General features: G+C 36.9%; 13 protein-coding genes. 7 read left to right on the top strand and 6 right to left on the bottom strand.

The features are described from left to right. The first annotated feature begins 539 nt into the window (after window positions 1–539). From GZA11_RS15025 to ald, 3 genes are all read left to right on the top strand, one after another. Window positions 540–905 carry a cytochrome-c oxidase gene (locus GZA11_RS15025; RefSeq protein WP_038540125.1) on the top strand — a complete coding sequence of 122 codons (366 nt, stop codon included), beginning with the start codon at window positions 540–542 and terminating at the stop codon, window positions 903–905. A gap of 180 nt (window positions 906–1,085) precedes the next feature. After that, complete coding sequence (locus GZA11_RS15020) at window positions 1,086–2,333, top strand: PucR family transcriptional regulator (RefSeq protein WP_163184305.1); 1,248 nt, start codon at window positions 1,086–1,088, stop codon at window positions 2,331–2,333. Window positions 2,334–2,448: 115 nt separating this feature from the next. After that, entirely contained in the window at window positions 2,449–3,582 is a 1,134-nt protein-coding gene (gene ald / locus GZA11_RS15015; RefSeq protein ID WP_038540119.1) for an alanine dehydrogenase, read from the top strand. A 177-nt stretch (window positions 3,583–3,759) separates the two neighbouring features. Here the strand turns inward: ald and GZA11_RS15010 are convergent, their stop codons facing one another. The 3 genes from GZA11_RS15010 to GZA11_RS15000 all read right to left on the bottom strand — a co-directional run bounded on the left by GZA11_RS15010 (window position 3,760) and on the right by GZA11_RS15000 (window position 6,622). After that, complete coding sequence (locus GZA11_RS15010) at window positions 3,760–5,172, bottom strand: SpoVR family protein (protein ID WP_038540116.1); 1,413 nt, start codon at window positions 5,170–5,172, stop codon at window positions 3,760–3,762. Between the two features lie 91 nt (window positions 5,173–5,263). Beyond that, window positions 5,264–5,578 carry a DUF3889 domain-containing protein gene (locus tag GZA11_RS15005; RefSeq protein WP_038540114.1) on the bottom strand — a complete coding sequence of 105 codons (315 nt, stop codon included), beginning with the start codon at window positions 5,576–5,578 and terminating at the stop codon, window positions 5,264–5,266. Window positions 5,579–5,641: 63 nt separating this feature from the next. Then, window positions 5,642–6,622: a M14 family metallopeptidase gene (locus GZA11_RS15000; protein WP_051968286.1), complete on the bottom strand. Its 981-nt coding sequence runs from the start codon at window positions 6,620–6,622 to the stop codon at window positions 5,642–5,644. A 140-nt stretch (window positions 6,623–6,762) separates the two neighbouring features. Between GZA11_RS15000 and GZA11_RS14995 the strand changes: the two genes are divergently transcribed. Further along, window positions 6,763–7,017: a YhdB family protein gene (locus tag GZA11_RS14995; RefSeq protein ID WP_038540111.1), complete on the top strand. Its 255-nt coding sequence runs from the start codon at window positions 6,763–6,765 to the stop codon at window positions 7,015–7,017. Window positions 7,018–7,148: 131 nt separating this feature from the next. Here GZA11_RS14995 and GZA11_RS14990 read toward each other — a convergent pair whose 3' ends face one another. Both GZA11_RS14990 and GZA11_RS14985 read right to left on the bottom strand, forming a co-directional pair. Beyond that, window positions 7,149–8,888: a phospho-sugar mutase gene (locus tag GZA11_RS14990; protein ID WP_163184304.1), complete on the bottom strand. Its 1,740-nt coding sequence runs from the start codon at window positions 8,886–8,888 to the stop codon at window positions 7,149–7,151. Between the two features lie 662 nt (window positions 8,889–9,550). After that, window positions 9,551–9,949 carry a YhcU family protein gene (locus tag GZA11_RS14985; RefSeq protein ID WP_163184303.1) on the bottom strand — a complete coding sequence of 133 codons (399 nt, stop codon included), beginning with the start codon at window positions 9,947–9,949 and terminating at the stop codon, window positions 9,551–9,553. 113 nt (window positions 9,950–10,062) lie between these two features. On the opposite strand from GZA11_RS14985, the gene GZA11_RS14980 reads away from it, so the two are divergent. Beyond that, entirely contained in the window at window positions 10,063–10,986 is a 924-nt protein-coding gene (locus GZA11_RS14980) for an RluA family pseudouridine synthase (RefSeq protein WP_038540103.1), read from the top strand. A 292-nt stretch (window positions 10,987–11,278) separates the two neighbouring features. On the opposite strand, the gene GZA11_RS14975 is transcribed toward GZA11_RS14980, so the two are convergent. Then, window positions 11,279–11,533 (bottom strand): GlsB/YeaQ/YmgE family stress response membrane protein, encoded by a 255-nt coding sequence (locus tag GZA11_RS14975; protein ID WP_038540101.1) that lies wholly within the window; start codon window positions 11,531–11,533, stop codon window positions 11,279–11,281. Between the two features lie 333 nt (window positions 11,534–11,866). Here GZA11_RS14975 and GZA11_RS14970 point away from each other — a divergent pair, with 333 nt between their 5' ends. Then, the gene (locus GZA11_RS14970; RefSeq protein WP_038540098.1) at window positions 11,867–12,484 is read left to right on the top strand and encodes a DUF47 domain-containing protein; all 618 of its coding nucleotides are present in this window, start codon (window positions 11,867–11,869) and stop codon (window positions 12,482–12,484) included. Window positions 12,485–12,495: 11 nt separating this feature from the next. Then, entirely contained in the window at window positions 12,496–13,494 is a 999-nt protein-coding gene (locus GZA11_RS14965; protein ID WP_038540095.1) for an inorganic phosphate transporter, read from the top strand. Window positions 13,495–13,715 lie beyond the last annotated feature (221 nt).

Here is a 13,715-nt window from a genome sequence, read left to right as displayed (position 1 = left end):
TCTCGAGCTTGAAAGAGTACTATGACTTCTGCTGACTTCTGACTGCTCAGCTATCTATCACTAGATAGGTTACCAAGGTTACTTGGCGTGCCAGCCAGACCTCCCCGGGTAAGAGTGTAATCTTTCCTTCCATCCATCTGCTTCATTTACTCTGTATCACCTTCGGCAGAAAGGGCTTTGTTTTGTCATGCAAACTCACCCAGTGATACCTAGCCTCATATGAAGTTCGTGTTCCTCAGACCGGAAGTTTGCCGCTCGCTTCCTTCAGATTCCGCGTCACCACGGACACCCTTGCGTTAAGCTAACTGCTACTTCTGCCTTCGCAGCTCGGGACTTTCACCCTATAGATTACACCCATGCCGGGCGCACATGAAATTAAAAAGCACCTAGCTCAAGGTGCTTTTTTATATCCATCTTAATACCTATAAATTCTCCATAATCAAACATTTTTCTTCCTGAAAATCAATGTTCTACTTTTTCCAATCCTACATATTTACTACTATAGTCACTATTTTTTTATGGGAAATGGAGGTTATAAAATGGGTGTTAAGTTTATTAAGATTTCTGTTTGTTACTTTGTCATTGGTGTCTGTATCGGAATGTATATGTCCATGACGGAACAATTCACTTTGACCCCTGTTCACGTTCATATTAATTTATTGGGCTGGACGGCCATGACGCTCGCTGGACTCATTTATGTCGCCTTTCCTGCAGCTGCCGAGACGACATTGGCGAAGGTTCATTACTGGGTTCATAATATTGCCTTACCAATAATGATGATTGGTCTAGCACTATTCGTTTCCGGTGTTAGTGCAGCCATTCCTGCTGTTGCCGCAGGTGGATCATTTATGGTCTTTGGGATTATTGTTTTTGCAATTAATATCCTAAAATACGTAAAAAACTAAAATACGGAAGAAGGACTCATTTACCATATCATCTTTTTATATTCGCTCTCTTCCTAAAATACGAGATCGCTGCATAATGGCTGCAGCGTTTTTTTCATTTTCCATAAGGTTTTATGGTGAAGTTCCATGAAATATTTTGTAAAATGAAACAAACAGCTTCATGACGATGGAGGTATTTTTTTGAGTTCAAAACTGCATGACCCTTTTAAAATAGCTTTTGATAGTTTAGATGAATATGCAGATCTTATCAGTCAAGTGCTAAAATGCCCAATTACAATTGAAGATGCTAACCATCGGCTTCTTGCATATAGTACACATGACGAACGAACGGATCCTGCCAGAATTTCAACCATAATTGGTCGAAGGGTACCGGAGAAAGTCATTAATCAATTATGGAAGGAAGGTACGATCCCTGCTTTACTAAAAACCAAGGAACCTATTCGTGTGAAAAATATGGATGAAATTGGTCTGAGCCATCGAGTCGCAATCTCCATTTGGAAACAAGATGAGGTATTAGGATTTATCTGGGCTTTAGAGATAGATCAATCATTAAAGGAAGAGGATTTAGCTCTTTTAAAAAAAGCAGCAGATGCCGTGAAAAATAAATTACTGCAGCTGCAGACGAGAAAAAATAAGAAAGAAGAACGCTTTCAAGAATTTTTTTGGAAACTATTAACCGGTCACTTAAAAGACAAAGGAGAAATCCTTGAGCATTTTCATGCCCTGCAGATAAATCCTCCAGCTACATTTGCCATACTGGTTTTTCAGTTTAAGAAAAACATTTCTAGTAAAGAAGAACAATCTATTTCCTATTTGCTACAGACCAATCAGCGCATAAAAATTTTGCTATACACAATTGACTGCAACCAATTGATTGTTTTAGTTTCTACGGACACTTTTCAGAATCCATTCTCTGAATTGGAACATTTTGTACAGGTCTTTGTAGAAAAAATGAATGAACGATATGGAATCAAAGACATTATTTCTGTTTTTAGCAGTATTTATGAAGATTATCAATTAATTGGCAAAGCCTATGAAGAAACACAATCTGTATTAGCGATTAAAAATAAATTTCCTTATGAAACAAAAAATATTTACAATTATCACAAACTCGGAATTTATCAATTTTTTGATTTGCTTTTAGAAAAAAGAAAAGTTGAACCTTATGAAAACTATTCCTTAAAAAAGCTTCATGAATATGATCAAAAACATAATAGCCATCTCGTTAAAACATTAGAGGTTTATTTAAACAATGATGCAAATATCAATGATGCGGCAAAAGAGCTCAATGTTCATGCCAATACTTTGACCTATCGCTTGAAACGTATAGCTGAGATTGGCGAAATTAATTTTAAAGACCCAAATCAAAAAATGATGCTTTATTTGGATTTAAAATTAGAAAAATATAAGGGGATTTGTCATTTGTGAAAATCCCCAAAAAGTAAAATGATTTTTCTCCTTTCTTAACAAAGAAATTCTTCACTAAACATTATATACTTAAACCATAGTTAAATTTTGTTAAGATTTTGGGAGGAATTTGGATATGATCATTGGGGTACCAAAAGAAATTAAAAATAATGAGAATCGGGTGGCGCTTACCCCTGCAGGAGTTGTTTCTTTTGTGAATGCAGGACACTCAGTCCTAATTGAAACGAATGCAGGAATTGGAAGCGGTTTCACTGATGAAGCTTATGAAAAAGCTGGCGCTAAAATTATTAACAGTGCTGAAGAGGTTTGGAAAAAATCAGATATGATTATGAAAGTTAAAGAGCCTCTTGCTAGTGAATATCAGTACTTCCGTCAAGGATTAATTTTATTTACCTATTTACACCTTGCAGCTGAACCTGCATTAGCGCAGGCTCTTAAAGATAGTGGCGTAATTGCCATCGCTTATGAAACAGTTTCTGTTAACAAAACCCTTCCACTTCTTACACCGATGAGCGAAGTCGCTGGTCGTATGGCTGCTCAAATTGGGGCGGCATTCTTACAAAAAAATAACGGAGGTCAAGGTATTCTACTTGCCGGTGTACCAGGTGTTAGCCGAGGAAAAGTCACCATAATCGGTGGTGGAATCGTAGGTACTAATGCAGCCAAAATGGCAATTGGATTAGGAGCGGACGTAACAATTATCGACTTAAGTGCTGACCGCCTTCGCCAATTAGATGATATCTTTGGAAATCAAATCAAAACTCTTATGTCAAACCCATATAATATCGCGGAGGCTGTGGCAGAAGCAGATCTATTAATTGGTGCCGTACTGATCCCAGGAGCGAAAGCACCTAAACTAGTAACTGAAGAAATGGTTCGGTCAATGAAGCCGGGATCCGTAATTGTAGATGTGGCAATCGACCAAGGAGGAATTGTTGAAACGATTGATCACGTAACCACTCACGATAACCCAACTTTCGAAAAACATGGAGTTATTCACTACTCTGTGGCCAATATGCCTGGAGCAGTGCCTAGAACTTCTACCATTGCGTTAACAAATGTTACGGTTCCTTATGCATTGCAAATTGCTAACAAAGGTGTTTATAAAGCAATTGCTGAAAATCCAGCCTTAAAGCTTGGTGTGAATGTGGCCAATGGAGAAATCACTTATGAAGCCGTTGCAAAAGATCTTGGTTACCAATATGTAACGGTTGAAAAAGCTTTGGAAAAAGAACTTACTTCACTATAAGATAAAGATAACCCCTCTGGAATATTTCTAGAGGGGTTTCATTCTGTTGGAAGCAATATGTAACTTGACTGTGGAAAAATGAAACAAAGGCACTTGCGATTGACTATTTTAGCAATTAAAAATATTGTCTCTTATCTTTAAAAAACCATCCTGTACAAACCAGGATGGTTTTTTGATTTATAAATATTTCCGATGGACTCCTTTGCCATCATAAGAAAACAGCATGGTTCTATCCTCTACAACCGTCTCCATGTGAACAGGTCTTCCCCATAACTGATAAATATATGGAAGTACCTTTTCAAGGTATTTGACGTCAAGTTCAATCCCTTCATACCAATGCTTCAAGTAAAGCTCGCCATTTTTCATATAGTCGCCGTCATTCACAGTGATATAAGGAAATCCTCCATTCACTCGCATGTTCACTAATTGGTCACGGACATTCTCCCATTGTTTGTCGACAATTTTATAATCCCGACCCTGCTTTTGAAACAGATACATATCCTCACGCATCACTAAATCTTTTGTCAAATAATTTCTTAAAAACGAAATATCGGATTCAATCTCCCGAACCTCAAAGATTTTCTCTCTGCCAGACCCTGGCTTTACTCCTCTTCGTTTCATTTCCTCGTCAGGATTGTTATATCTTTCCTCAATATCTTCAAATATCTTTAATCCAAGATAATATGGGTTAATGCCTGTTTTCGATGGCTGGACAACCCCTGCATTTAATTTGGCGAACTCAATAGCTTCACCACTTGTAAGGTTCATTTCCCGTAAAATACGTTGATGCCAATAAGACGCCCAACCTTCATTCATTATTTTTGTTTCTAGCTGTGGCCAGAAATACAGCATTTCCTCACGCATCATGGTCAAAATATCGCGTTGCCAATCTTCAAGTTCCCTGCTATAGCTTTCAATAAATAATAGCAAATCTTTTTCAGGTCTTGGTGGGAATTTCTTTTTTCGAGGTGATTTTTTGGTGACTTTTTTATTTCTCTCATCCAAGCTCCACAAGTCGTCATAAGGGGTGGAAGACCGCTCCTCCTCTTCCTCCTCTATATCATCCATTGTCCAAGCCAATTTAGGTCTCATTAACGAAGGATCAATATGTTCATCAATCGATAATACGGCATCTAGGAAGCGCTCCACTTCCCTTTTTCCATATTGAATCTCATATTGGTGGATTCGTTCAGCAGTTGCTGCCATACTTTCTACCATATCACGTTTCGTATTTTGAAAACGGACGTTATTTTTAAAGAAGTCACAATGAGCTAATACGTGAGCAACAATGAGTTTGTTTTGGATTAATGAATTTGAATCCAATAAAAAGGCATAACAAGGATTTGAATTTATCACGAGCTCATAAATTTTACTAAGGCCTAAATCATAGTGCAGTTTCATTTTATAAAATTGCTTTCCAAAGCTCCAGTGCGAAAATCGGGTCGGCATCCCATAGGCTCCAAAGGTATAAATAATATCAGCTGGACAAATTTCATAGCGCATTGGATAGAAATCCAGCCCAAAACTGCTGGCAATTTCGGTGATTTCACTTATCGCGTATTCGAGTGCTTTCTTTTCTTGCTCATTCATTAGCCACTCCCCCTTTTCCTCTTACCACAATGTATGAAGAAAAAGGAGGAATGATGAAACAAGAACGAAAAAACAATAGACAGCTAATTCCTTATCGTTTTTGAGACTCAACTGTTAAATGAACCAGCTTTTTGCTACTTAGATCATGGGTTACCTTAACAATTACATAGAATGGTTGCTGATTTTCTTGAACTTGAAACCGAAAGGAATCGACTACATTCGTTCCACTTAGCTTTTCTCTGCCTAAATATTCATATTCCTTAACCTCATCACCTGGATACTCAGCAGCAACAACAGCTATGGCCATGCGCCCATACTTTTCATAATCCGGTTTTTGCGCCAAACCGTATTGATGATGGGTTACCAAACTTAACAAAATCAGTATCGCGGCAAAGTATTTCTTCATCCTTATTCCTCCTATGGTTTTATCTTGATTATTTTTCTCCAATTTTGAATCCATATAAGTAATTTAGTGTATTTTTTTTGCTTCTTTTGCCAGGACTAAGCCAACGCGTTGGTTCCTTTGCCATTCTGAATGGAAAACAGAAAGCGGCGGGCTTGTTTCACCAACAAGTTGACTGATTTCAATTGTCATCGCCGGTTTATGATAGCTAGTAATAAACCAGTCAGTAAAACCTCCTCCTATTGCATCTTTATCGGGCTTTGCCAACTTATAGCCGGTTACTTTCGATATTTTCTTGGCAATGGCCTTGTCCCTTTTAAGGTGTTTTCCATTTTTATAATTCCAAAAAATCTCCTGTCCCGCCGTATGATAGGCAACAGCTATAGAAGGGTTGATCTTATTAATAAAATTTTTTAACGCAATCACTTCGCGTGCTTCGAACGGCTTTTTTCCTTTATAAAATTTATAATAGGGATTGGATGGATCATTTTTAAGCTTCTTCCATCCCGCTGGGTACTGTCTATTTAAATCAACACCTTTTGCATTTGCCTTCCAACCTTTGAAATCAATATATCCGTCATTCATGATCAACAATTCTTTTTGTATTTCTGGAGGAAACCCTTCGATTCCATTCTGTTGAATGGTAACCCCATCAGGATTTAACATCGGGATAAACCAAATTGACACTTCGTCTAATATAGCAATTGGCAACGAGCCAATACGTTCACCATGTAAATAAGCTTCAGAATAGTTTTCAAGCATTTTCATTAATAGCAGACTAGTTAGCCATTCCCTTCCATGATGAGCACCAATCAAAACAACGTTCTTCTTCCCTTTTCCCAAATTTATGCCCCAAATTTTTCGCCCTAAATGAGAAGTTCCAATTGCTTGAATTTCAACGATCTGACCATACTTCTCATCTATTTTTGCTATATCTTTCTCAAGACTTTCAAACGAATATGCCTTATTTGTTTTTACAATTTGGGCGTGTACAGGTTGGATCACTAAAAACATGAATAGTAAGAAACATGAAATAATTTTTGTCATAATACCTCACATTGCTTGTTATTTATTCAGGTAAAAGTTGAAAACCTCTTTATCACTTTTGTGTCAACATTTTCTGCGTGTCGTATATTTTTAAATGTCATACAATAAAAACAACTCCTAGTAAGGAGGAGAAGTTCAAAATGAATAGACTGGATTATGACCGGGCGTTATATTATACACATCGGTCTGAGTGGGATAATTTGCTGATTTTAATGGTGCGGACAGAAGATCATTTTTTATCAAAGAAAATCGAACATTTCCTGCATGCCTACAATTTTGAACATGACTACAGTATTATTGAGAAAAAACTAAATAGCCTGCTTCGTTATATTGACCATGCAAATGAAACACTGGAAAACGATTCAAATGAGATTCCGTTGTATAGTCTTTCCTGAAAATTCAAGTGAATTCCATAATTTCGAAGAAAAAATTTTACAACCGGACCAAAGAATTCCACCAAAAAAAAACACGGCTTCCACCATATTGAAGCCGTGTTTTATATATCCCTGAAATGGAATAAATCCTTTTAGTATTGAACCTGTTTAATTTTACCATCTACCAATTCCATAAAATCTTTCTCAATGGATTGCAATTTATTTCTGCTCTCTTCAAGGGTTTTACCATTTACCCCAAAGTAAAACTTAATTTTTGGTTCTGTTCCTGAAGGTCTTAAGCAAACCCATGACCCATCCTCGAACAAATATTTTAACACATTGGATTTTGGTAAATGAATTTTTTCTTCGCCACTGTCCGTTACACGAATTCCCGCTAAATAATCTTCAGTAGAAGCCGTTTTAAATAACCCCAATGATTTTATTGGCTCGTTTCGGAAAGAAGCCATTATACGTTGGATTAATTCTGCCCCATCTTTTCCTTTTAAGGTTAAAGAGCGAAGTCCTTCCTGATAATAGCCATATTTTTCGAATACTTGCATCATACCATCATAAAGAGACATTCCCTGCTTTTTGTAATACGCACAAACTTCAGTAGCTAAAAGCGCAGCTTGGACAGCATCTTTGTCACGGGCAAAGTCGCCAATTAAATAACCATAAGATTCTTCATATCCGAAAAGAAATGTATGTTCTTTCGATTCCTCATACTGCTTAATTTTTTCAGCAATGAATTTAAAGCCTGTCAATACATCTATTGTTTCTAATTGGTAAGCAGAAGCAATTTTTCGGCCTAATTCTGAGGTAACAATTGTCTTCAAAACAACGCCATTTTTAGGCAATGTCCCTTTTTTCTTTTTTTGAGATAACAGATAATCCAATAGTAAGGCCCCTGTTTGATTACCAGTTAATACTACATACTCGCCTTCATGGTTTAATACTGCAATACCAAGTCGGTCTGCATCCGGGTCAGTAGCAATTAATAAATCCGCTCCAATCTTTTTTCCTTCCCGAATGGCCAATTCAAAGGCAGCATGTTCTTCTGGGTTTGGACTCTTTACAGTTGAAAATTCCGGATCAGGAAGCTCCTGTTCCTTTACAACAGCTACGTTTTTATAACCAAGAGCCGCTAAACCAGCACGGACTGGCTTATTCGCTGTTCCGTGTAGAGGTGTAAATACAATTTTAATGTCGGTTTCCTCGGCAAGTTTCGGATTTTCAGATACCGTCTTCAATTTTTCAATATATGCTTGATCGATTTCTTCACCAATCGTTTTGATTAATCCTAAAGCTCTTAATGCTTCTTCACTTTCCACTTTTATGACTAACTCATTCTCAATTTCATTTACCTTCGCAATAACCTGATCCGCAGCCTCTGGTGGCAATTGTCCCCCATCTGAACCATATACTTTATACCCGTTATATTCAGGCGGATTGTGGCTAGCAGTTATAACGATTCCTGAAAAAGCTTTCAAATGTCTTAAAGCAAAAGATAGCTCAGGTGTCGGTCTTAATTTATCAAAAATATATGTCTGAATTCCTCTTGTTGCTAAAGTCTTGGCTGCTTCAAGGGCAAATTCAGGAGATTTGTGGCGTGAGTCAAATGCAATCACAACACCACGCTTTTTGGCTTCTTCTCCATGTTCTTCTATGTATGCTGCCAGGCCGGCAGATGCTTTCCGGACGGTATATATATTCATACGGTTTGTACCGACACCAATTTCACCACGCATTCCTCCGGTACCAAACTCCAAGTTCTTATAAAAAGCTTCCTCCAATTGCTTTTCATCCTGCTTCAGCTTTTCTAGCTGATTTTTTAATTCAGCGTCTAATTCTTCAAACTCCATCCAGTTTCTTGCTGCTAATTTCCAATCCATAAGAAGTTCCCCTCCAGTTCTCTAGTCACTAATATCTTTCTAAGTTACCAGCCAATACTCCTTTAAAAATCTGCGAAAATTTACCGACAACTTTCGCCATCCCTTGGAGGAAATAGGTGCACCTTATATATATTACCTCAAAATTCCATTGAGAAGTAGATAAAAATAAAAGCCTTTTCCTTAGTAACCAATGAAACAGGAGATTTTTATGAAAAGAAGAATACGATTTATTGATTAAACAATTTTGGGGGTATGTAATTGAGTAAAATTTTTTTGCATATAGAAGGTCTTGCGGTCTTTTTGTTAAGTCTTTATTGATACGCATACAGTCAATATAGTTGGCTATTATTTTTTGTCTTATTGTTAGCACCAGATATTTGGATAGTAATGATGGGATATGGATTAAAATACCCTACAGGATTTAAAGACAACCATATGAATCGTGTTTAAGCTAAAATGAATCAGCAAAATAATTTCCACTAACCTAGTGCATTAGTTAAACAATTCAAACATAAATAATGACAGTAGAAAGACTAGGGAAAATGTATTACCCTAGTCTTTTTTACTAATTTTATTGTTAATGACGTTACCAAATATTTCTATAAGGAATATATACAAATTTCTCTCTGAAAAGAACCCGTAACTTTCTTAAGCTTCTTTTTTTATATAAGCAGTTCATTATCTGCTTTCGTATAAATACTAAGCATTGGATTTTTCATGTTCTTTGCTTCTACAAACTGGTCAAATTCAAATGGAAAATAAAGTCCAAATTCCTGTAGATTTGCGACATTTTTGTTAAAAATAGGCGCATATTGTTCGTCCAGTTGGGGTGATTCAAGAATGGATATTAAAGTTTGTATACTAGCCATTACTTGGAATGCGTCTTTTAATGTTCCAATCTCTTCGAAATGCTTTTTGGAGGTGTGTAATACCTTTAAGCGTTCAAATTGATGAATTTCATCATCTGTAAAATAGAGAGGAAAAATATTCGAATAAATATACCTCACAAGCTCACAAATTTCCTCTTCTTGACTTGGAGTCGAGGCATATACAATTTTCACTATTAAACCCACCTTTGCCATCACTGTTATCTGTCGTATTATATATGTAAGAATAACATAACTATGTTGGATGTAACGGTGGTAATTAGTGGATAACTAAAAAGGAGAAGAATATGCTAAATACAATTCGTATGGGAGAATGGTTTCAGATATTTGTCCCTAAAGAGTGGGAAAACATCACAATAGATCATCTATTTCGCCATGTATGGGAGGCACCCAAAAAGCTGATCCATACCTTCAGAATGGAGAAAAAAGTCCAAATAAATGGAAAAGAAGCTAATTGGACCTTACCACTAAAAGCCGGGTCCAAACTTCAGATACGATTATTTGAAGAAGAAGAAATACAACTCACACCTTGGTTTCAGTCCATTGATATTCTATTTGAGGATGATCATGTCCTCGTACTAAATAAACCGCCTTTTATAAATACTCATCCGAATGATCGAGAGACCGATACAAATACACTTATGAATGCTGTTGCTTTTTATTTGCTATCAAAAGGTGAAATACGAAACATTCGGCAAATCCACCGCTTAGATCGTGATACATCAGGTGCCATATTATTTGCAAAACATCCATTGGCAGGTGCTGTATTCGACAAACTCCTTGAAAAAAGAAAAATTAAAAGGACGTATTTGGCACTAACTCACGGACTATTTCAAAACAAAAAAGGCTCTATTGATGCTCCAATTGGCAGAGACCGTCATCATTCGACTAGAAGAAGGGTATCTCCAACCGGTCAACCTGCCATTACCCATTATCAGGTAGTAAAAGAAGATAAACAACAAAACCATTCCTATGTAAAATGCTGGTTGGAAACAGGAAGAACACATCAAATTCGAGTTCATTTAAGCCATATCGGTAATCCTTTAATTGGAGATGTATTATATGGAGGAAAGCCAATTGTTAAGAGACAAGCACTTCATGCAGTAAAATTAGAATTTCTGCACCCTTTTACTTTAGAGAAAATAGTATGTCATGCACCTTTCCTAGATGAAAACCCGATATTTAAAGGAATCAATATTTATGATGTGTAATCAGAAAAGTGATAGCGCCCTGTTTAGCGGCGTATGCGCTCCTTCCAAAAGCTATCGCTTTCGGTCGTGCGATGTTTATGCTGCCGCAGTCTTCCTTGTGGTGGCCTCCAACTGAGATATAGGAAACACGAAGAGCCAAAGGCGATTCGATTTTGACTTATCGTAGGGCGGAGACCGAAGGAGCATCATCACTAGGGCGATGAAGCTAGACAGTTCTAGAAATTGAAAATAAAATTACAATTCTAATTATAAAAGGCCTCCCATTTGGGAAGGCCTTTTTAGTCAGTCATTTTTATTTAGCTTTTCTAAAGGATCTCATGATAAAGCTTACTAAAAGCACAAGTACCGCTGCCCCGATAATAGCAGGAATGATAGCAAAATCTGCCACATGCGGTCCCCAATCTCCTAAAATCCATGTACCAAGCCAAGCTCCAACGAAACCTGCAATGATATTACCAATAATGCCTCCAGGTACATCTCTTCCTACAATTAGGCCAGCCAACCAGCCAATAATACCTCCAACGATTAATGCCCAAATAAAGCCCATTTAAGAACACCCCTTTTTAATTCATAACTGTTCATAAGCATCTGAGCGAATCAGACAATGAAAACATGTCTGTAGACATAAATTACCCTAAAAAAAATTTTTTACTCATGTCTTTTACATTTTTTCAATAACGGCTCAACAAGAAGGGTTACTGTATAAAAAGAAAATCACGGGAAATAGTACAAGGTATATATAATGGTTAATTATTTGAAAATTCTAATGTTAAGTTTTTGTAAAATTGATGTCGAAGTTGTTTCTTTTTTCGACAAATTTCAATAAAATTAATTTCGTTCAATTTACTTTGTTTGGGACAAAAATTTGGAGGTAATTTTAATGGTTTTCAAAAAAAAAGATAAGTTTGCAATATTACTGCACAATATTTCAACGAACCTTAAAGAAGGAGCTAACTTTTTTACGGAATATAAATTAAAGGATATTAGTGATTTAAAGATCTTTTCAGAAAAAATGAAAGAAATTGAGTCTAAAGGGGATTCATTTGTTCATGAGGTTATTAAAGAACTAAATGACGCTTTTATTACACCAATTGAGCGTGAAGATATTCTCCACCTTGCCATGACAATGGATGATGTATTAGATGGTCTAGAAGCAACCGCAGCACTATTTGAAATGTATTCCATTACAAAAGCGGACGATTTTATGATTCAATTTGTTAACGCCATTCAGAATAGTGTTCATGAAATTGATCATGCTATTGAGCTTTTATCCAATAAAAAACTTCTGCAAATTAGAGAACATGCTATTAAGATTAAAGATTATGAATCACAATGTGACCATGTATTAAGAAAATCCATTAAGAACCTTTTTAATGTCGAGAAAGATCCAATTCGAATTATTCAATATAAAGAAATTTACGAGAATCTTGAGGATATCGCGGATAGCTGTCAAACCGTTGCCAATACACTAGAAACCATCATCATGAAAAATGCTTAAGGAGTAATCAGATGGACTTAGTTTTCATTCTTACAGTATTAATTGTTGTCTGTGCGCTTGCATTTGATTTTATTAATGGATTCCATGATACAGCCAATTCGATTGCGACATCAGTATCAACAAAGGCACTAAAGCCTCGGCAAGCCATTTTATTAGCTGCAGTCATGAATTTTGCTGGTGCGATGACTTTTACCGGAGTAGCTAAAACGATTTCCAAAGATATTGTCGATCCTTTTACACTTTCAAACGGAACGGTTGTTATTTTGGCTGCATTATTAGCAGCTATCTTCTGGAATTTGCTTACTTGGTATTACGGAATTCCAAGCAGCTCGTCCCATGCCCTTATTGGTTCCATTGCTGGAGCAGCATTAGCTGCAGAAGGATTAGATTCACTTAATTACAGTGGGTTCATAAAAATTATTGAAGCACTTATTTTCTCGCCAATTTTGGCATTTACAATTGGTTATATTATCTACAGTATATTTAAAGTCGTATTTAAAAACTTTAATTTAACAAAAACAAATCGTGTATTCCGATATATTCAAGTTGCAACAGCAGCATTACAATCATTTTCCCATGGTACAAACGATGCCCAAAAGGCAATGGGAATCATTACGATGGCTTTGATCGCTAATGGATACCAAAGCACTAACGATGTTCAATCATGGGTTCAATTATCCTGTGCGCTCGCTATGGGTCTAGGAACCTCTGTTGGTGGATGGAAAATCATTAAAACAGTAGGCGGCAAAATCATGAAAATTAGACCTATCAATGGGGTTGCTGCCGATTTAACAGGGGCTGCAGTCATTTTTGGAGCAAGTGCTTTGCATGTTCCAGTAAGTACGACACACGTAATCTCTTCCGGTATCCTTGGTGTAGGTGCTTCCCACCGTTTAAAAGGTGTTAAATGGGATACCGCTCAACGGATGCTCGTTACATGGGTCATCACTTTGCCGATTACAGCATTTATTGCAGGAATTTTCTACTTTATTCTTAATTTATTCTTTTAATCGAGTAGGAGGGGGTGATTAACCCCCGTCCTCTCACACCACCGTACGTACGGTTCCGTATACGGCGGTTCAATTAAGATAATTGACGCAAGTCTTTATAACTTCCGTGAATAGCTGTTCTCTTTATGCCAGTGGTCACTCCACCCTCCAAGAGGTCTCCCACGGGATTCACCGCTTCCTCCCTCAAGTGAGGTACTACGTTTTCTGTGTTCATCATGACT

This window comes from Neobacillus sedimentimangrovi, from assembly GCF_010614825.1.
Classification (GTDB): Bacteria; Bacillota; Bacilli; order Bacillales; family Cytobacillaceae; genus Neobacillus; species Neobacillus thermocopriae.
The sequence above is the reverse complement of the archived record's forward strand: the minus strand, read 5'-3'. Positions and strand labels throughout refer to the sequence as shown.